Origin of the sequence: Streptomyces sp. NPDC127100 (assembly GCF_042724095.1) — a bacterium.
Taxonomy (GTDB): domain Bacteria; phylum Actinomycetota; class Actinomycetes; order Streptomycetales; family Streptomycetaceae; genus Streptomyces.
This window is the reverse complement of sequence record NZ_JBHXFL010000001.1, coordinates 336970-354670: the sequence shown is the minus strand read 5'-3', so window position 1 is coordinate 354670 and position 17701 is coordinate 336970. Positions and strand designations below refer to the sequence as shown.

Genomic DNA, 17701 nt, shown 5'->3' with positions numbered 1-17701 from the left:
CTACTTGCGGTTGTACAGCCGCATGGTGACCGGCCCGAACACGAGCAGCAGCGCGGCCGCCCAGCCCAGCGTCCAGGCGATCTCGCCGCCCGGCCAGTCACCCGCCATCAGCTCCCGCACGGCGGACGCGAGATGCGTGATGGGGCTGTTGTTCACGAAGGCCTGAAGCCAGCCCGGCATGGTCTTCGGGTCGACGAACACGTTGGACAGGAAGGTGAGCGGGAAGATCACCATCATGCTGACGCTCATCACCGACTTCTCGGTCCGCAGCATCAGCCCGAACATCGTCCAGATCCACGAGAAGGCGAACGAGAAGACCAGCAGCAGCGCGATCCCGGCGACCACGCCGGCGAAACCGCCGTCCGGCCGGTAGCCGAGGAGCAGGCCGACGGCGAGCATGACGACCGAGGCGATCGTGTAGCGCAGCGCGTCGCCGAGCAGGTAGCCGACCATCGCCGACGGCCGCCAGATCGGCAGCGAGCGGAAGCGGTCGAAGACGCCCTTCTCGATGTCGATGTTCACCGAGACCCCGGTGTACATGGTGATCATCACGACCGACATCACCAGGATGCCCGGCAGCACGAACTGGATGTAGTCACGCGGCGACCCCGCCAGCGCGCCGCCGAAGAGGTAGGTGAACATCAGCAGGTTCATGATCGGGAAGGCCGTGACGTCGAAGAGCTGCTCCGGCACGTGCTTGATCTTGAGGATCGCGCGCCAGCCGAAGGTCAGGGACGTCGACAGGGAACTGGGCCGCGGCGGGCGCTCCCTGGTGACCAGCAGGGCCGCCAGCGACTCGGTGCTGACGGGCGCGAGGTCCTTGCTCTCGGTGCTCGTGGCCGTGCTCATGCCGCCACCTCGTCCTTCGTGTCGTCGCCGGTGCCGGTGCCGGTGCCGGTGCCGTGTCCGGTGTCGTGGCCGGTCAGTGCCAGGAAGACCTCGTCGAGGCTGGGCTGCCCCAGGGAGAAGTTGTCCACCGTGATGCCCGCCCGGGCCAGTTCGCCCAGGGCCCGGGCGGCCCGGCCGGCCGCGGTGTCGCCGGTCGCCGCGCCGAGGCGGGCGGTCAGCGCCACCGGATCGGGCTCCAGCTGGACCTCGGCGGCCAGCAGGTCCCGCAGTACCCGCTCGGCCTCCGGTCGCCGGCCGGCGTCCCGCAGCCGCACGTGGACGGATCCGGCGCCGACGGACGCCTTCAGGTCGCCCTTGGTGCCCTCGGCGATCACCCGGCCCCGGTCGATGACGGCGATCCGCGACGCCAGCTGGTCGGCCTCGTCCAGGTACTGCGTGGTCAGCAGCACGGTGGTGCCCTGGGCGACGACCGCGCGGACGATGTCCCACACCTGGTTGCGGCTGCGCGGGTCGAGCCCGGTCGTGGGCTCGTCGAGGAAGAGCAGGTCGGGGGTGTTCAGGATGGAAGCGGCGATGTCGATGCGGCGCCGCATGCCACCGGAGTAGTGCTTGACCTGCTTCCCGGCGGCGTCCGTCAGCCCGAAGGCCTCCAGCAGCTGCCCGCCCCGCTCCCGCGCGGCCTTCTTTCCGTGCCCGAGGAGCCGGCCCAGCAGGACCAGGTTCTCGGTGCCGGTGAGGTCCTCGTCGACCGACGCGTACTGACCGGTGAGGCTCACCCGGCCGCGCACCTCGTCGGCCTCGCGCACCACGTCGTGACCGAAGACGTGGGCCTGGCCGCCGTCGGGCCGCAGCAGGGTGGCGAGCATCTTCACCGTGGTGGTCTTGCCGGCTCCGTTGGGCCCGAGGACGCCGTACACCGTGCCGGCGGGCACAGCGAGGTCCACCCCGTCCACGGCCCGGGTCTCGCCGAACGTCTTCACCAGGCCCGCGGTCTCGATCGCCAGGCCCGACGTGTGCGTGCTCATACGTGGTGGTCCTTCCGCGCTTTTGGGCTACGCATGGGAAGACCTTTACCGTCGCGCGAATTCATCGGTTCCGCACCGGGTTTTTCCGGCGGTTGGGCCCAAAGGCGGACGCGGGTCCGTCCGCGGACGCGGGCACCGGGGCTCCGCCGGGGCCCGGGGAGTAGCGTCGCCCTCATGCATGCGATCACGATTCCCGAACCCGGAGGCCCCGAGGCACTGGTCTGGACCGAGGTCCCCGACCCGGTGCCCGGCGAGGGCGAGGTCCTGGTCGAGGTGACGGCCGGCGCCGTCAACCGGGCCGACATCATGCAGCGCCAGGGCTTCTACGACCCGCCGCCCGGTGCCTCCCCCTACCCCGGCCTGGAGTGCTCCGGGCGCATCGCCGAACTCGGCCCGGGGGTGTCGGGCTGGTCCGTCGGCGACGAGGTGTGCGCGCTGCTCGCGGGCGGCGGTTACGCCGAGAAGGTGGTCGTCCCGGCCGGACAGCTGCTGCCGGTCCCCGAGGGCATCGGCCTCAAGCAGGCGGCGGCCCTGCCCGAGGTGGTCTGCACGGTCTGGTCGAACGTCTTCATGGTCGCCCACCTGCGTCCCGGCGAGACGCTGCTCGTGCACGGCGGCTCCAGCGGCATCGGCACCATGGCGATCCAGCTCGGCAAGGCCGTCGGTGCGCGGGTCGCCGTCACGGCGGGCACCAAGGAGAAGCTGGAGCGCTGCGCCGAGCTGGGCGCCGACATCCTGATCAACTACCGGGAGCAGGACTTCGTCGCCGAGGTGGACGCGGCCACCGGCGGGTCGGGCGCGGACGTCATCCTGGACAACATGGGCGCCAAGTACCTGGACCGCAACGTGCAGGCCCTGGCCGTCAACGGGCGGCTCGCGATCATCGGCATGCAGGGCGGCCGGAAGGGCGAGCTGAACATCGGCACGCTCCTCGCCAAGCGCGGCGCCGTGAGCGCGACCTCGCTGCGTGCCCGACCGCCGGCCGAGAAGGCGGCCATCGTGGCGGCCGTGCGCGAGCACGTCTGGCCGCTGCTCGCCGGGGGCCACGTCCGGCCCGTCGTCGACCGCGAACTGCCGATGAGCGACGCGGCCACCGCGCACCGGGTCGTGGAGGAGAGCGGTCACGTCGGCAAGGTGCTGCTGGTCGCCGCGCCGTAGCCGTACGGGCCGCCCTACACTCCGCCCCGCCGCACGCGGAGGCCGAGGAAGGCCAGGGCCAGCCCGAGGCCGACGAGGACCAGCCCGGTGCCCAGGGGCAGGACCTTCAGGACGGGACCGGCGGCCCCCTCGGTCCGCGTGCCGGACGTCGGTTCGGACCGGGGCGGGGTCGCCGTGGGCGTGAGGGCGTCCCGCCCGGGTGGGACGGCTGCGGCCGGAGCGTCGGGGAGGTCGGCGACCCTGCTGCCGACGCCCTCCTGAACGGCCTCGCCCCTGACGCCGTCGTCCCGCGTCTCCGGCCGTCCCGGCCGCTGCCGGCCCTCGCCCGCCCCGCTCCCCGCCCGGGAGGGCTCGCCGCCCGGCACGGAGGCGGACGGCGACGGCTTCGAGGGGGCCCGGGAGGGCGTCGCGGACCCACGTCCGGCGCCGGACGTCGGGCGGGACGTCGGACGGCCCTCCTCGGCGCGGGACGTGTGGGAGGGCGCGGTGGGCGAGTGCGCGGACGAGGGTCGCGTGCCGGGGCGGTCGTCCGGGTGGTGCGGGACGTCGGAGCGGCCGGACCCGGCCGGACGCTCGAGGTGCTCGGGACGACCGGGGCGTCCGGGGTCGGCGGGTGCGTCCGGACCGGACCCGGCCCCGTGAGCCGGAGCGGGCGCCGCCACCGGGGAGGACGGGCCCCTCAACGCCCCCGGAGTCACGAGAGCGGTGCCCTGTGCCGCCCCCGCCGCGCACGGTGACAGCAGGACGCCCGCCCCCACAATCCCCGCCAGCCCCGTCGCGCGCGCGGCGCGCAGCCATGGAGTCACGTCGGTGACCCCCTCCCGATGAGCAGTCGCAGAACCAACGGCCGCCGACTCCGACCCCGCCGGCACCGGGGGGAACCGGGACCGGGGTGCCGAAAATCGACGGAACAAGCCTCACACCTGATGGCCGTCCCGGCATTCCGGACTCCGCCGTACGGGGTGGATCACCGCTCTCCGGGGGCACCACACGGATGCGGCACAGGGGTGCGAGAGAATGGCGGTATGGAGATGCCGAGGAACGACAGGTCGCCGGACAATCCCCAGATCCTGGTCGTCGGCCAGGACGGAATGGCGTTGAGCGGGGGCGGTGACGGGGACGGGGAACCCCGTGAGATCCCGGTGACGGAGCAGGTGGAGCAGCCTGCGAAGGTCATGAGGATCGGCAGCATGATCAAGCAGTTGCTGGAGGAGGTGCGCGTCGCCCCGCTGGACGAGGCGAGCCGGGCCCGGCTGAAGGAGATCCACGCCAGTTCGGTGAAGGAACTGGAGGACGGCCTCGCTCCGGAGCTGGTCGAGGAGCTGGAGCGCCTCTCCCTGCCCTTCACGGACGGCGCGACGCCCACCGACGCGGAACTGCGCATCGCCCAGGCCCAGCTGGTCGGCTGGCTGGAGGGCCTGTTCCACGGGATTCAGACCACGCTGTTCGCCCAGCAGATGGCCGCGCGGGCGCAGCTGGAGCAGATGCGCCGCGCCCTCCCGCCGGGCGTGGGCCACGAGGGCGAGGAGCCGCACCCGGGCGGCCGCTCGGGCGGCCCCTACCTGTAGGCCGCCGTACCGCCGGAAGCGGCGAAGGGCCCGACAGCACCTGCTGCCGGGCCCTTCGCGTACGCGGGATCAGGACGACGGGGGGTTGCCCGTCGACACCTTGAGCTGGATCTCCGGCATGTTCTTCGGGTCGACGTCCGTGCCGGCCTCGGGGAACTGGTCCCTGACCGAGCCCTCGCCGTAGGTGTTCTCGTCGACGTCGACGATCTTCATCGTCCAGCCGGCGGCCTGGAAGCACTCCTTGACCGAGCCGATGTACTTGAAGGTGAAGTCGGGGACCTCGATCTTGTCGGGGTCGTTGTACGACTCGTCGGGCTCCGTGCACTCGTCCTTCTCGATCTTCTTGGTCGTGTCCGGCCCGCGGTAGCCCTCCGCCCTGGTCTCCGTCGCGGAGGCGCTGGCGCTGCTTCCGCCGCCGCCCGCCTCGGGATCGTCGTCGCCGCCGTTCATCAGCAGCGCCGCGATCAGACCGCCCACGGCCAGGACGGCGACCACCGCCGAGCCCAGGATCACCGGCTTGTTGCTCCGGCCGCCGCCCGGGGAGCCGGCCCCCTGGGACTGGGGGCTGATGCTGTACGGCGGCGGGGTCTGCGCCCCCTGCTGCGGGGCGTACGCCGACGCGGCCGGCGTCGGGTAGCCGCCCTGCTGCGGGTAGCCGTACGCCGGGGAGTGCGCCACCGGTGCCGGGGTGCCGTACGGGTTCGGCGTGGGCGTCGGCTGGTACGGGGTCTGGACGGGGCCCGCGGGCGCGTGGCCGGTCTGGTCGACCGGCGGGAAGACGGCGGAGCCGACACCCCCGCCGCTCGGCGTCTGCGCGCCGGGGACGATGCTCGGCGGGGCGGCCTGGAAGGAGGCCGCCACCCGCAGGCACTCGTCGCGCATGGCCTCGGCGCTGGGGAAGCGCTCGTTGGGGTTCTTCTTCAGCGCGCGGGCCACCAGCGCGTCCACGGCCGGCGGCAGGGCGCGGTTGACGGAGGACGGCGCGACCGGCTCCTCCTGCACGTGCGCGTAGGCGATGGCGAGCGGCGAGTCCGCGTCGAACGGCAGGCGCCCGGTCACCAGCTGGAACAGCATGATGCCGACCGAGTACAGGTCGGAGCGGGCGTCCACGCCGCGGCCGAGGGCCTGTTCCGGCGAGAGGTACTGCGGGGTGCCGACGACCATGCCGGTCTGCGTCATCGACGTCACGCCGGACTGCATGGCGCGGGCGATGCCGAAGTCCATCACCTTGACCACGCCGCGCTTGGTCATCATCACGTTGCCCGGCTTGATGTCCCGGTGGACCAGGCCCATCTCGTGGCTGATCTCCAGGGCCGCCAGCACATCGGCGGTGATCTTCAGGGCCTTGTCGGCGGGCATCGCGCCGAACTGCCGGACGTCCTCGTCCAGCACCGAGCCGAGCGGCCGGCCCTCGACGTACTCCATGACGATGTACGGCATCGTCGCGCCGCCGAGATCGTCCTCGCCGGTGTCGAAGACCGACACGATGTTGGTGTGCGTGAGCTTGGCCACGGCCTGGGCCTCGCGGCGGAAACGCTCGCGGAAGGCCTGCTCCCGGCCCAGCTCGGTGTGCAGCGTCTTGATCGCGACCTGGCGGTCCAGCACCGCGTCGTACGCCAGGTGCACCGAGGCCATGCCGCCCTCGCCGAGCAAGTCGCGCAGCTGGTAGCGGCCGCCGGCGAGCGCCCGCCCCGCGTACCGGCCCTGTCCGGCGTCCTGGCTCATGTCTCTGCTTCCCCCGTAGGCGCCGGCGGCAGCGGCAGCGGCGCGAGCGCGTGTTGATCGAAAGTGCTATTCCCGGCCAAGTCTGCCCCAGGGCAGTGACACGTCAAGCGCGGTGCCCGTTCCGTGACCGTACGCGAAAGAAGCGTCGCGCAAGCGTTACAGCGGGCGTACGGCCGGTACACAGAATTTGCACGACGGTACGGAACCAGGGTTTCATGACCGGTCCGTCCCCGATGCCGGTCCCGGCGTCCATCTCGGACCGGAGGCTTGCGCGGAGGCTGTAGCGTGGCCGACGGAGACCGTAACAACACCGCGCGCACCGCGGGCAGAAACGACGGCGAGGACTGATGGCACAGCAGCAGCGCGCCCAGGGCCCGTCCGAACCCGAGGCATCTGGCGGCGGTATGTCTGACGCGCCGGAGAACTGGGGCAACGGCGGACTGGTCGGCGACGGCCGGTACCGGCTGACCCGCAGGCTCGGGCGGGGCGGCATGGCCGAGGTGTTCGCCGCCGAGGACGTCCGTCTCGGCCGCACCGTGGCGGTCAAGCTGCTGCGCGCCGACCTCGCCGAGGACCCCGTCTCCAAGGCCCGCTTCACGCGTGAGGCGCAGTCGGTGGCGGGGCTCAACCACCACTCCATCGTGGCCGTGTACGACTCCGGCGAGGACTTCGTCGGCGGCCAGTCCGTGCCCTACATCGTGATGGAGATCGTCGAGGGCCGCACCATCCGCGACCTCCTCCTCAACGCCGAGGCGCCGGGCCCCGAGCAGGCGCTGATCATCGTCTCGGGCGTCCTGGAGGCGCTCGCCTATTCGCACCAGCACGGCATCGTGCACCGCGACATCAAGCCGGCCAACGTCATCATCACGGACAACGGCGCGGTGAAGGTGATGGACTTCGGCATCGCCCGCGCCCTGCACGGCGCGTCGACGACCATGACGCAGACCGGCATGGTCATGGGCACCCCCCAGTACCTGTCCCCGGAGCAGGCCCTCGGCAAGGCCGTCGACCACCGCTCCGACCTGTACGCGACGGGCTGCCTGCTGTACGAACTCCTCGCGCTGCGGCCGCCGTTCACCGGCGAGACCCCGCTGTCGGTGGTCTACCAGCACGTGCAGGACATCCCGACCCCTCCGTCCGAGGTCTCCGACGCGGTCCCGCCGGAGCTGGACGGCCTGGTGATGCGCTCGCTGGCCAAGGAGCCCGACGACCGTTTCCAGACCGCCGAGGAGATGCGCGGCCTGGTCCAGTACGGCCTGCAGATGCTCTACGAGCAGGGCGGCCACACCGGCACCTGGAACACCGGCCCGGTCGGCGTGCACGACGGCCGGCACACCCCGGCGGCCGGGATGGCGGGCACCACGGTGCTGCCGCACCCCGACCACGGCTCGGGCACCACGCAGATCCCCCAGCAGATCCTGCCGGGCGGCTACGGCGGGGGCGACGACGGCGGCTTCGAGGGGCACGGCAACAAGGGCAGCGGCCGGGGCAAGCTGTGGATCCTGGCCGTCCTCGCGGTGATCGCGGTCGTCGCGGGCGTCGCGCTGGCGATGAACAACACCGGCGGCGGTGGCGGAGGCGGCGGCACGAAGACCTCGCCGTCGCCCACCACCTCGCAGAGCACCCAGGACGACCAGGCCAGCGAGTCGCCGAGCGACGAGGCGACCGAGGAGACCACCGACCCGGGCACGAACGAGGACAACGGCGGTGGCGGCACCGGCGGGGACTGGGACCAGCCCTGGACGCCGTCCTACACGCCGTCGCACACCGCCACGGAGGACCCCACGGGCGACCCGACGGGTGACCCGACGACCGACCCGACGACGCCGACGGACGAACCGACGGACGACGAGACGACGGAGCCGACGGCGCCATCCTCGCCCACCCAGGGCGGTGGCGGCGGCGGGGACAGCTCCGGCGGCCCGGTCGACCCCCTGGGCGGCTGACCGCGGCACTCCCGCTCACGCGCGCGTGCGCCCCCTCGTGGGCCACGCGCGCGTCGCGTTCCCGGACGTGTGTCCTCAGCGGTTCTCCGCCTGCATGCGGGCCACGAAGGCGGCCGCCTGGGAGCGCCGCTGCATGCCGAGTTTGGACAGCAGGCTCGACACGTAGTTCTTGATCGTCTTCTCGGCCAGGTGCAGCCGCTCGCCGATCGCCCGGTTGGTGAGTCCCTCGCCGATCAGCTCCAGGATGCGGCGCTCCTGGTCGGTCAGGCGGGCGAGCCGGTCGTCGCCCCTGGTGCCCGGGTCGCGCAGCCGCTCCAGCACGCGCGCGGTGGCCGCCGGGTCGAGCAGCGACCTCCCGGCGGCGACGTCCCGCACGGCGGACAGCAGCTCGGCGCCCCGGATGTCCTTGAGGACGTAGCCCGAGGCGCCCGCCATGATCGCGTCGAAGAGGGCCTCGTCGTCGGCGAAGGAGGTGAGCATGAGGCACCGGACGGCCTCGTCCCGGGACCGGATCTCGCGGCAGACCTCCACGCCGCTGCCGTCCGGGAGCCGGACGTCGAGCACCGCCACGTCCGGACGGGTGGCCGGGATCCGGGCGAGCGCGCCGGCCGCCGTGCCGGCCTCGCCGACGACCTCGATGTCGGCCTCGCCCGCCAGCAGGTCGTGCACACCCCGACGGACGAGTTCGTGGTCGTCGAGGAGGAATACCCGGATTTTTCCGTCTTCGCGCACGCGCTCAGTGTCACACACCAGCTCTTCCCGTGCCCGGGGTGGCCGGGATAACGTGCCGTTGTTCCGGCCCCCTGCGAGGCTGTGACCAGTAAAACTTCCCCACTTCGCCGATTTACTTGGATATCCGAGTAAAAACGCAGGTCAGGAGGGGTTTCACAGAAATGTGGAGCACTGGGTAACGTGCTTTTTGCAGGGACGCTCGCCGGGGCACCTGTCACGCCTGTCCCCGACCGGGCCGCACCCACCCTGTGCGACCGACGGGCCACAGGTGAGCCGCACTGGCGCCCGGCGAACCCGGGGGCCGGACCGACGGAGGAGCACACGTGACCGTGGAGAGCACTGCCGCGCGCAAGCCGCGACGCAGCGCCGGAAGCAAGGCAGCCGGCACCACCGGCACCGAGGCCGGCACCACCGGCGCCAAGCGCACGACCCGCACCACCCGCACGGCTGCCGGGAAGGGCTCCGGGACGGAGCTCGTGCAGCTGCTGACGCCCGAGGGCAAGCGCGTCAGGAAGGCGGCCTACGCGGAGTACGCCGAGTACGTCGCCGACATCACCCCCGACGAGCTGCGCGGTCTGTACCGCGACATGGTGCTCACCCGGCGCTTCGACGCCGAGGCCACCGCACTGCAGCGCCAGGGGGAGCTGGGCCTGTGGGCCTCGCTGCTGGGCCAGGAGGCCGCCCAGATCGGCTCCGGCCGCGCCACCCGCGAGGACGATTACGTCTTCCCCACCTACCGCGAGCACGGCGTCGCCTGGTGCCGCGGGGTGGACCCGACCAACCTCCTCGGCATGTTCCGCGGTGTGAACAACGGCGGCTGGGACCCCAACAGCAACAACTTCCACCTCTACACCATCGTCATCGGCTCGCAGGCGCTGCACGCCACGGGCTACGCGATGGGGGTGGCCAAGGACGGCGCGGACTCCGGCGTGATCGCCTACTTCGGCGACGGCGCCTCCAGCCAGGGCGACGTCAGCGAGGCGTTCAACTTCGCCGCGGTCTACAACGCCCCGGTGATCTTCTTCTGCCAGAACAACCAGTGGGCGATCTCGGAGTCCAACGAGAAGCAGACCCGCGTGCCGCTCTACCAGCGCGCCCAGGGCTTCGGCTTCCCCGGCGTCCGGGTCGACGGCAACGACGTGCTGGCCTGCCTCGCGGTCACCCGGTGGGCCCTGGAGCGCGCCCGGCGCGGTGAGGGCCCGGCGCTGATCGAGGCGTTCACCTACCGCATGGGCGCCCACACCACCTCGGACGACCCCTCCCGCTACCGGCACGACGACGAGCGGGCCGCCTGGGAGGCGAAGGACCCGATCCTGCGCCTGCGCCGCTACCTGGAGTCCTCGAACCACGCGGACGAGGGGTTCTTCGGGGAACTGGAGGCCGAGAGCGAGGCGTTGGGCAAGCGGGTGCGCGAAGTGGTCCGCGCCATGCCCGACCCGGACCGCTTCGCCATGTTCGAGAACGTGTACGCGGACGGGCACGCGCTCGTCGACGAGGAGCGTGCCCAGTTCGCCGCCTACCAGGCGTCGTTCGCAGAGGCCGAGGGGGTCTGAGATGGCAGCGGAGAAGATGGCGCTGGCCAAGGCGATCAACGAGTCGCTGCGCCACGCGCTGGAGGCGGACCCCAAGGTCCTGATCATGGGTGAGGACGTTGGCAAGCTCGGCGGCGTCTTCCGCGTCACCGACGGTCTCCAGAAGGACTTCGGCGAGGACCGGGTCGTCGACACCCCGCTGGCCGAGTCCGGCATCGTCGGCACCGCCATCGGCCTGGCCCTGCGCGGCTACCGCCCGGTGGTCGAGATCCAGTTCGACGGCTTCGTGTTCCCGGCGTACGACCAGATCGTCACGCAGCTCGCGAAGATGCACGCCCGCTCGCTGGGCAAGGTCAAGATGCCGGTCGTCATCCGCATCCCCTACGGCGGCGGCATCGGCGCGGTCGAGCACCACTCCGAGTCGCCCGAGGCGCTGTTCGCGCACGTGGCGGGCCTGAAGGTGGTCTCCCCGTCGAACGCGGGCGACGCGTACTGGATGATGCAGCAGGCCATCCAGAGCGACGACCCGGTGATCTACTTCGAGCCCAAGCGGCGCTACTGGGACAAGGCCGAGGTCGACATTGAGGCGATCCCGGGCCCGCTGCACAAGGCGCGGGTCGTCCGGGAGGGCACCGACCTCACACTGGCCGCCTACGGCCCGATGGTGAAGCTCTGCCAGGAGGTCGCCGACGCGGCGGCCGAGGAGGGCCGGTCCCTGGAGGTGGTGGACCTGCGGTCCATCTCCCCGCTGGACTTCGACACGATCCAGGCGTCGGTGGAGAAGACCCGCCGCCTGGTCGTGGTCCACGAGGCGCCGGTGTTCCTGGGATCGGGCGCGGAGATCGCGGCGAGGATCACCGAGCGCTGCTTCTACCACCTGGAGGCCCCGGTGCTCCGGGTCGGCGGCTACCACGCGCCGTACCCGCCGGCCCGCCTGGAGGAGGAGTACCTGCCCGACCTGGACCGGGTGCTGGACGCCGTCGACCGCTCGCTGGCGTACTGAGGAGAGGGCGTTGACGACGATGACTGAAGGCTCCGTGCGCGAGTTCAAGATGCCCGACGTGGGCGAGGGACTCACCGAGGCCGAAATCCTCAAGTGGTACGTCCAGCCCGGTGACGTGGTCACCGACGGACAGATCGTGTGCGAGGTCGAGACGGCCAAGGCAGCGGTCGAACTGCCCATCCCCTACGACGGCGTGGTCCGCGCGCTGCACTTCCCCGAGGGCACCACGGTCGACGTGGGCACGTCGATCATCGCGGTCGCCGTCGGTGACGGCGCGGCCGCCGCCCCGGCACAGGAGGCCGCACCGGAACCGGAGCGGGCCCCCGTGGCCCAGACCCCGGCGCCGGCCGAGGCGGAGGAGAAGAAGCCGGAGGGCCGCCAGCCGGTCCTGGTCGGCTACGGCGTGGCCACCTCCTCGACCCGGCGCCGCCCCCGCAAGGGCGCCGCCGCCCCGGCCCAGGAGGCGTCGGCCGCGATCCAGGCCGAGATGAACGGCCACGGAACGGTCACCGCGGACCGCCCGCTGGCCAAGCCGCCGGTGCGCAAGCTGGCCAAGGACCTCGGCGTCGACCTGGCGACCGTGGTGCCCTCCGGCCCGGACGGGATCATCACGCGCGAGGACGTGCACGCGGCGGTGGCGCCCGCACCGGCCGGGGCACCCGAGGCGGCCCCCGCCGCTCCCGCGCCCGCGGCCCCTGCGGCCGCGGTGACGTACGACACGGCGCGCGAGACCCGCGTTCCGGTCAAGGGCGTCCGCAAGGCGACGGCGGCGGCGATGGTCGGCTCGGCGTTCACGGCACCGCACGTCACGGAGTTCGTGACGGTCGACGTGACGCGGACGATGAAGCTGGTCGAGGAGCTGAAGCAGGACAAGGAGTTCGCGGGCCTGCGGGTGAACCCGCTGCTGCTGATCGCCAAGGCCCTGCTGGTCGCGATCAGGCGCAATCCGGAGATCAACGCGTCCTGGGACGAGGCGGCGCAGGAGATCGTGGTCAAGCACTACGTGAACCTGGGCATCGCGGCCGCGACCCCGCGCGGCCTGATCGTGCCGAACATCAAGGACGCCCAGGCCAAGACGCTGCCGCAGCTGGCCGAGTCGCTGGGCGAGCTGGTGTCGACGGCCCGGGAGGGCAGGACGTCCCCGGCCGCCATGCAGGGCGGCACGGTGACCATCACCAACGTCGGCGTCTTCGGCGTCGACACCGGCACGCCGATCCTCAACCCCGGCGAGTCCGCGATCCTGGCGGTCGGGGCGATCAAGCTCCAGCCGTGGGTCCACAAGGGCAAGGTGAAGCCGCGTCAGGTGACGACCCTGGCGCTGAGCTTCGACCACCGCCTGGTCGACGGGGAGCTGGGCTCCAAGGTCCTCGCCGACGTGGCGGCGGTCCTGGAACAGCCGAAACGGCTGCTCACCTGGGCGTGAGCCACCGCTTGACCCGAGCGGCGAAACCGCGCGTCCCGTCACGGGGCGCGCGGTTCCGTCCTTCCCCGCCGATGACGGAGGCCACCGGTCCGGGCCGGGCGCTCAGCGTCCCGGGTGCCGGTCCGTCCGCAGCGCGTTGAGCAGTGCGGCCCCCCGCTCGGCGTCGTCGACGCTCACGGCGAAGTCCGTACGGCGGCCCCGCGGCCGTACGACCAGGCAGTCCCCGGCACGCAGCATCACCGTGGTGCCGAGGCCGCTGAAGCGGTATCCCCAGCCGCCGACCTGGGCGGGGCCGCGGACCTCGGCGCGTGCCGTGTCGATGTCGCCGGGTGCCCAGCGGCGCCGGGGCCAGGCGAGGGGGCCGAAGGCCACCTCCAGGCCGCGCTCCGAGACGCGTGCCTGCACCGAGGAGCACAGGGCGCAGGCCAGGGACGCGGTGGCGCAGCCGGCGAACAGCGACCACAGGGCGCCCGGCGCGGCCAGCCCGCCGACCTGGGCGACCAGCGCGGCCGCGGCGACCAGGCCGGTCACCGCCGCCAGCACCTGGAGCCAGGGGTTGGCGGTCCGGGAGAACCACACGAGCCGCCGCCCCGCGGGGATCTCCAGCGCGGGGGCCTCCGTCCCCTGTCCGGTGCCGTCCCCCTGGGCCGCCGTCCGCCGGGTGGCGGCGAGCCACCCGGCCACCGAGGCCAGCACGGCCGCGGCGAGGAGCGCGACCAGCCACGCGGTCGGCTGACGGGCCTCGTGCCAGTCCGCGCGGTCCAGGTTGGCCCGTACGACGCAGGCCTGCGCGCCGCCCAGGACCACACCGGTGGGGAGCAGGACCAGGGCGGCCCACGGTTGGGCGGCCCGGGGCCCGGTCCGCAGCAGGGGGACGGTCGCGGCGGCGGCCGTCACCAGCCACAGCAGCGCCGGGAAGAGGGAGGCGGCCCACAGCGGCATCGAGCCGTCGGGGGCTCCTCCGTGCAGGCCCCAGTGGGTCGCCAGCCGGTCGGGCAGCCGGTCCCGCGCCACGAGCGGCAGTCCGGCGAGCACGGCGGTGACACCGGCCGTCCAGACCACCGCCGTCGTCCTGACCGCCGGCCTCGTGTCCCTCACGGCATCCCCCTGATCATGTCGATGACGTCGGTCCTGCTGTAGCCCAGCCGGGCCGCCTCGGCGACCAGCTCCCGTACCCGGATCTGCAGCCCCGAGGTGCGGGGTGCCTCCTGGGCCACGGTCACGCCCCGGCCCCGGCGGAACTCCAGCAGTCCCTCGTCGCGCAGGCCGCGCAGCGCGCGCAGCACGGTGTTGACGTTGACGTCCAGGGCCTCGGCGAGGTCGCGTGCCGAGGGCAGGCGGTCACCGGGACCGCACTCCCCCTCGGCGATGGCGCGCCGGACGGCGCCGGCGACCTGCTCGTGCAGGGGCCGGGTGTCGTTGTTGTCCAGACTCAGCAGCATGGTGCTATTGAAGCTATCACCATTATGTTCAACCGGACTACGGACTACGGACTACGGACTACGGACTTCGGACAACGGTGGCGTTCGGCGGACGACGGGCCGCGGACAGCGGAACGGGCCCGTCGCGTCGGCGACGGGCCCGTTCCGGGCGTGCGGGTGAGCGGGGGTCAGCCCGCCTTGGCGAAACCGTAGTTCAGCAGCCGCGTCGCGTCCGTGGCGCGCTGCGTCGAGGAGGTGGACGCCAGCACCGTGCCGACCACCGTCCTGCCCTTGCGGGTCGCGGCGAAGACCAGGCAGTACTTGGCCTCCGGGCCCGACCCGGTCTTGAGGCCGATCGCGCCGCTGTAACTGCTCAGCAGCGTGTTGGTGTTGGTCCAGGCGGCCATGGTGCGGGTGCCGCCGCTCTTCGTGGTCGTCCTCGCCGTGTACTTCTTCGTCTTGACGATCGCGCGGAAGTTGGCGTTCTTCATCGCGCTGCTCGCGAGCTTCGTCAGGTCGCGCGGCGTCGAGTAGTTGCTGCCGTTGCCGATGCCGTCGAACGAGTCGAAGTGGGTGTTCTTGAGGCCGAGGCTCTTGGCGGTGGAGTTCATCTTGCCGATGAACGACTTCACCCGCTCCGCCCGCGTCCGGCCCGTGCCGAACTTGTCGGCCAGCGCGTAGGCGGCGTCGCAGCCGGAGGGCAGCATCAGGCCGTACAGCAGCTGCCGGACGGTCACCTTGTCGCCGACGATCAGGCGCGCGGACGAGGCGTTCTTCGAGACGATGTAGTCGCTGTAGGCCTTCTGGATCGTGACCTTGGCGTCGAGATTCAGCTTGGGCTGGGAGAGCACGACCTTGGCGGTCATGATCTTGGTCGTGGACCCGGTGGAGCGCCTGGTGTCCGCGGCCTTGGTGTAGAGGGTCCTGCCGTTCGCGTCGTTCATCACGAAGCCGCCCTTGGCGGCGATCGCGGGCACGGCGACGGCCTGTACGGGCGCGGCGACGGCCTGTGCGGGTGCGGCGGCCTGCGCGGGCGCGGTGGCGAGGACTCCGGACGCCAGCACGGCGCCGGCGGACACGGCGACGGCGACGGCGCGGCGAAGGCGGGCGCCCTGAATACCGTTTATCAAGTGAGATACCCCGATTGTTGTGAAATCCCCAGTGGTGAGGCCCAGTTGCGGTCGATCCAGCATGGGCCGCGCCTGTGGGACACGTGAATAGCACGAACGGTTGTGCCGTAGGCGGGTACGTCCCCCGGACGAGTGGCGGCGCGTCCGGATACTGGACGGCATCCCACTTGTGTCCCTGTTGTATCTATCCTGTGGGCATGACCATGGCCGTGAAGCAACCACCCGCCGCCGACCGCGTGTACGCCCACGTCAAGCAGGCCGTCCTGGAGCGTCGCTACGAGGGCGGGACCCTGCTCACCGAGGGTGAGCTCGCCGAGGCCGTGGGTGTCTCGCGCACCCCGGTGCGGGAGGCGCTGCTCCGGCTCGAGGTCGAGGGGCTGATCCGGCTCTACCCGAAGAAGGGCGCCCTGGTCCTGCCCGTCTCCGCCCAGGAGATCGCGGACGTGGTGGAGACCCGGCTGCTGGTCGAGGAGCACGCGGCGCGCAAGGCCGTACCCGCCCCGCCGGGGCTCGTCGAGCGGCTGGAGGAGCTGCTCGCCCGCCAGCACGAGCAGGCCGCCGCCGGCGACTTCGCCGGCGCGTCCGTCACCGACCGCTGCTTCCACGCCGAGATCGTCCGCAGCGGCGGCAACGAGATCCTCTCCCGCCTCTACGACCAGCTCCGCGACCGCCAGTTGCGCATGGGCGTCGCCGTCATGCACTCCCACCCCGACCGCATCGCGAAGACGCTCGCCGAGCACGAGGAGATCCTCGACGCGCTGCGCGCCGGGGACGCCGACGCGGCCGTCGGCGTGGTCAACCGGCACGTGGGCTGGTTCTCGCACCTGGCGCGGGGTGAGGTCCGATGAGTTCCGTCGCGCCGGCCAGGAGCACGCTGCCGGGTGATCCGCCCGGAGGACGGCGCGCGGTCGCCGTCTGGAGCATCGGCGTCGCGGTCTACTTCGTCGCCGTCATCTTCCGCACGTCCCTGGGCGTGGCCGGCCTCGACGCGGCCGACCGCTTCCACGTCAACGCCTCCGCCCTGTCCACCTTCTCTATCCTCCAGCTGCTGGTCTACGCCGGCATGCAGATACCCGTGGGCCTGCTGGTCGACCGGCTCGGCACCAAGCGGGTGCTGGGGATCGGCGTCGTCCTGTTCACCGTGGGGCAGCTCGGCTTCGCCTTCTCGCCGACGTACGGCACCGCGCTCGCCTCGCGGGCGCTGCTCGGCTGCGGCGACGCGATGACCTTCATCAGCGTGCTGCGGCTCGGCACCCGCTGGTTCCCGGCCCGGCGCGGGCCGATGGTCGCCCAGCTCGCCGGACTGGTCGGCATGGCGGGCAACCTGGTCTCCACGCTGGTCCTGGCCCGGCTGCTGCACGGCATCGGCTGGACGGCGGCCTTCGCGGGCAGCGCGCTCGCGGGCGTGGTCGTCCTCGTCCTGCTGGTCCTCTTCCTGAAGGACCACCCCGAGGGGCACGAACCGGAGCCGGTGCCGCACCAGGGGGCCGCGTACGTGCGCCGGCAGATCGCCGCCTCCTGGCGGGAGCCGGGCACCCGGCTGGGGCTGTGGGTGCACTTCACGACCCAGTTCCCGGCGATGGTGTTCCTGCTGCTGTGGGGCCTGCCGTTCCTCGTGGAGGCCCAGGGCCTGTCCCGGGGCACGGCCGGCGGACTGCTCACCCTCGTGGTGCTGTCCAACATGACGGTCGGCCTGGTCTACGGCCAGATCATCGCCCGGCACCACGCGGCGCGGCTGCCGCTGGCGCTCGGCACGGTGGGCGCGACGGCGGCCCTGTGGGCGGCCACGCTGGCCTACCCGGCCGAGCACGCGCCGATGTGGCTGCTGGTCGTGCTGTGCACGGTGCTCGGCGCGTGCGGGCCGGCGTCGATGATCGGCTTCGACTTCGCGCGGCCGGCGAATCCGCCGGAGCGCCAGGGGACGGCGTCCGGGATCACCAACATGGGCGGCTTCGTCGCGTCGATGACCACGCTGCTCGCGGTCGGGGTGCTGCTGGACGCGACCGGCGACGACTACGCCGTGGCGTTCTCGTCGGTGTTCGTGCTCCAGGCGCTGGGCGTCACGCAGATCCTGCGGCTGCGCGGGCGGGCGGCGCGCAGGGAGCGGGAGCGGCTGGTCGCCAGCCGGGTGGAGACGGTGCACGTGCCCGTGTAGCCCCCGGGGGTCCCTCCCGGGCCCCTGCGGGCAC

The 17701-nt window shown here is 72.4% G+C and carries 16 protein-coding genes; 8 read left to right on the top strand and 8 right to left on the bottom strand.

Going from position 1 to position 17701, the window contains the following annotated elements:
• Positions 1 to 849: an ABC transporter permease gene (locus tag ACFWJB_RS01695; RefSeq protein ID WP_385473023.1), complete on the bottom strand. Its 849-nt coding sequence runs from the start codon at positions 847 to 849 to the stop codon at positions 1 to 3.
• The gene (locus ACFWJB_RS01690; RefSeq protein WP_386919598.1) at positions 846 to 1874 is read right to left on the bottom strand and encodes an ATP-binding cassette domain-containing protein; all 1029 of its coding nucleotides are present in this window, start codon (positions 1872 to 1874) and stop codon (positions 846 to 848) included. Before ACFWJB_RS01690 ends, ACFWJB_RS01695 begins: the two co-directional genes overlap by 4 nt.
• Before the next feature lie 174 nt (positions 1875 to 2048).
• On the opposite strand from ACFWJB_RS01690, the gene ACFWJB_RS01685 reads away from it, so the two are divergent.
• Positions 2049 to 3032, top strand: coding sequence for an NAD(P)H-quinone oxidoreductase (locus tag ACFWJB_RS01685; RefSeq protein ID WP_386919596.1), 984 nt, complete (start codon positions 2049 to 2051; stop codon positions 3030 to 3032).
• 14 nt (positions 3033 to 3046) lie between these two features.
• Here ACFWJB_RS01685 and ACFWJB_RS01680 read toward each other — a convergent pair whose 3' ends face one another.
• Entirely contained in the window at positions 3047 to 3838 is a 792-nt protein-coding gene (locus ACFWJB_RS01680) for a hypothetical protein (RefSeq protein WP_386919594.1), read from the bottom strand.
• A 219-nt stretch (positions 3839 to 4057) separates the two neighbouring features.
• Between ACFWJB_RS01680 and ACFWJB_RS01675 the strand changes: the two genes are divergently transcribed.
• Positions 4058 to 4600 (top strand): bacterial proteasome activator family protein, encoded by a 543-nt coding sequence (locus ACFWJB_RS01675; protein WP_385473037.1) that lies wholly within the window; start codon positions 4058 to 4060, stop codon positions 4598 to 4600.
• A 69-nt stretch (positions 4601 to 4669) separates the two neighbouring features.
• Here ACFWJB_RS01675 and ACFWJB_RS01670 read toward each other — a convergent pair whose 3' ends face one another.
• Complete coding sequence (locus ACFWJB_RS01670; RefSeq protein WP_386919592.1) at positions 4670 to 6325, bottom strand: protein kinase; 1656 nt, start codon at positions 6323 to 6325, stop codon at positions 4670 to 4672.
• Between the two features lie 347 nt (positions 6326 to 6672).
• Between ACFWJB_RS01670 and ACFWJB_RS01665 the strand changes: the two genes are divergently transcribed.
• Positions 6673 to 8271 (top strand): protein kinase, encoded by a 1599-nt coding sequence (locus tag ACFWJB_RS01665; protein WP_385468780.1) that lies wholly within the window; start codon positions 6673 to 6675, stop codon positions 8269 to 8271.
• A gap of 75 nt (positions 8272 to 8346) precedes the next feature.
• Here the strand turns inward: ACFWJB_RS01665 and ACFWJB_RS01660 are convergent, their stop codons facing one another.
• Positions 8347 to 9003: a response regulator gene (locus ACFWJB_RS01660; protein WP_385468783.1), complete on the bottom strand. Its 657-nt coding sequence runs from the start codon at positions 9001 to 9003 to the stop codon at positions 8347 to 8349.
• Between the two features lie 323 nt (positions 9004 to 9326).
• On the opposite strand from ACFWJB_RS01660, the gene pdhA reads away from it, so the two are divergent.
• Genes pdhA through ACFWJB_RS01645 form a run of 3 tightly spaced genes read left to right on the top strand, consistent with a single transcriptional unit; the run spans position 9327 to position 12961 of the window.
• Positions 9327 to 10556 (top strand): pyruvate dehydrogenase (acetyl-transferring) E1 component subunit alpha, encoded by a 1230-nt coding sequence (pdhA, locus tag ACFWJB_RS01655; RefSeq protein WP_385468786.1) that lies wholly within the window; start codon positions 9327 to 9329, stop codon positions 10554 to 10556.
• A 1-nt stretch (position 10557) separates the two neighbouring features.
• Positions 10558 to 11538 carry an alpha-ketoacid dehydrogenase subunit beta gene (locus ACFWJB_RS01650; protein WP_385468789.1) on the top strand — a complete coding sequence of 327 codons (981 nt, stop codon included), beginning with the start codon at positions 10558 to 10560 and terminating at the stop codon, positions 11536 to 11538.
• A 10-nt stretch (positions 11539 to 11548) separates the two neighbouring features.
• On the top strand, positions 11549 to 12961 hold the full coding sequence (locus ACFWJB_RS01645) for a dihydrolipoamide acetyltransferase family protein (RefSeq protein ID WP_385468792.1): 1413 nt from the start codon (positions 11549 to 11551) through the stop codon (positions 12959 to 12961).
• Positions 12962 to 13063: 102 nt separating this feature from the next.
• Here the strand turns inward: ACFWJB_RS01645 and ACFWJB_RS01640 are convergent, their stop codons facing one another.
• From ACFWJB_RS01640 to ACFWJB_RS01630, 3 genes are all read right to left on the bottom strand, one after another.
• On the bottom strand, positions 13064 to 14059 hold the full coding sequence (locus tag ACFWJB_RS01640) for a DUF1648 domain-containing protein (RefSeq protein ID WP_386919588.1): 996 nt from the start codon (positions 14057 to 14059) through the stop codon (positions 13064 to 13066).
• Entirely contained in the window at positions 14056 to 14403 is a 348-nt protein-coding gene (locus ACFWJB_RS01635; RefSeq protein WP_385468798.1) for a GntR family transcriptional regulator, read from the bottom strand. The genes ACFWJB_RS01640 and ACFWJB_RS01635 overlap by 4 nt, the downstream gene beginning before the upstream one ends.
• 167 nt (positions 14404 to 14570) lie before the next feature.
• A complete protein-coding gene (locus tag ACFWJB_RS01630) occupies positions 14571 to 15512 on the bottom strand; it encodes a D-alanyl-D-alanine carboxypeptidase family protein (RefSeq protein WP_385468801.1) in 942 nt (313 codons plus the stop codon).
• A 197-nt stretch (positions 15513 to 15709) separates the two neighbouring features.
• Between ACFWJB_RS01630 and ACFWJB_RS01625 the strand changes: the two genes are divergently transcribed.
• Complete coding sequence (locus tag ACFWJB_RS01625; RefSeq protein ID WP_385468804.1) at positions 15710 to 16360, top strand: GntR family transcriptional regulator; 651 nt, start codon at positions 15710 to 15712, stop codon at positions 16358 to 16360.
• Positions 16357 to 17667, top strand: a complete 1311-nt coding sequence (locus ACFWJB_RS01620; RefSeq protein ID WP_385468807.1) for a nitrate/nitrite transporter — start codon at positions 16357 to 16359, stop codon at positions 17665 to 17667. Before ACFWJB_RS01625 ends, ACFWJB_RS01620 begins: the two co-directional genes overlap by 4 nt.
• Positions 17668 to 17701: the final 34 nt, after the last annotated feature.

Excerpts from the sequence above, each read along its gene's own strand:
- ACFWJB_RS01650 (WP_385468789.1), top strand. The coding sequence starts at position 10,558 with ATGGCAGCGGAGAAGATGGCGCTGGCCAAGGCGATCAACGAGTCGCTG.
- ACFWJB_RS01665 (WP_385468780.1), top strand. The coding sequence starts at position 6,673 with ATGGCACAGCAGCAGCGCGCCCAGGGCCCGTCCGAACCCGAGGCATCT.
- ACFWJB_RS01675 (WP_385473037.1), top strand. The coding sequence starts at position 4,058 with ATGGAGATGCCGAGGAACGACAGGTCGCCGGACAATCCCCAGATCCTG.
- ACFWJB_RS01625 (WP_385468804.1), top strand. The coding sequence starts at position 15,710 with ATGACCATGGCCGTGAAGCAACCACCCGCCGCCGACCGCGTGTACGCC.
- ACFWJB_RS01620 (WP_385468807.1), top strand. The coding sequence starts at position 16,357 with ATGAGTTCCGTCGCGCCGGCCAGGAGCACGCTGCCGGGTGATCCGCCC.
- ACFWJB_RS01685 (WP_386919596.1), top strand. The coding sequence starts at position 2,049 with ATGCATGCGATCACGATTCCCGAACCCGGAGGCCCCGAGGCACTGGTC.
- ACFWJB_RS01690 (WP_386919598.1), bottom strand. The coding sequence starts at position 1,874 with ATGAGCACGCACACGTCGGGCCTGGCGATCGAGACCGCGGGCCTGGTG.
- ACFWJB_RS01670 (WP_386919592.1), bottom strand. The coding sequence starts at position 6,325 with ATGAGCCAGGACGCCGGACAGGGCCGGTACGCGGGGCGGGCGCTCGCC.
- ACFWJB_RS01695 (WP_385473023.1), bottom strand. The coding sequence starts at position 849 with ATGAGCACGGCCACGAGCACCGAGAGCAAGGACCTCGCGCCCGTCAGC.
- ACFWJB_RS01635 (WP_385468798.1), bottom strand. The coding sequence starts at position 14,403 with ATGCTGCTGAGTCTGGACAACAACGACACCCGGCCCCTGCACGAGCAG.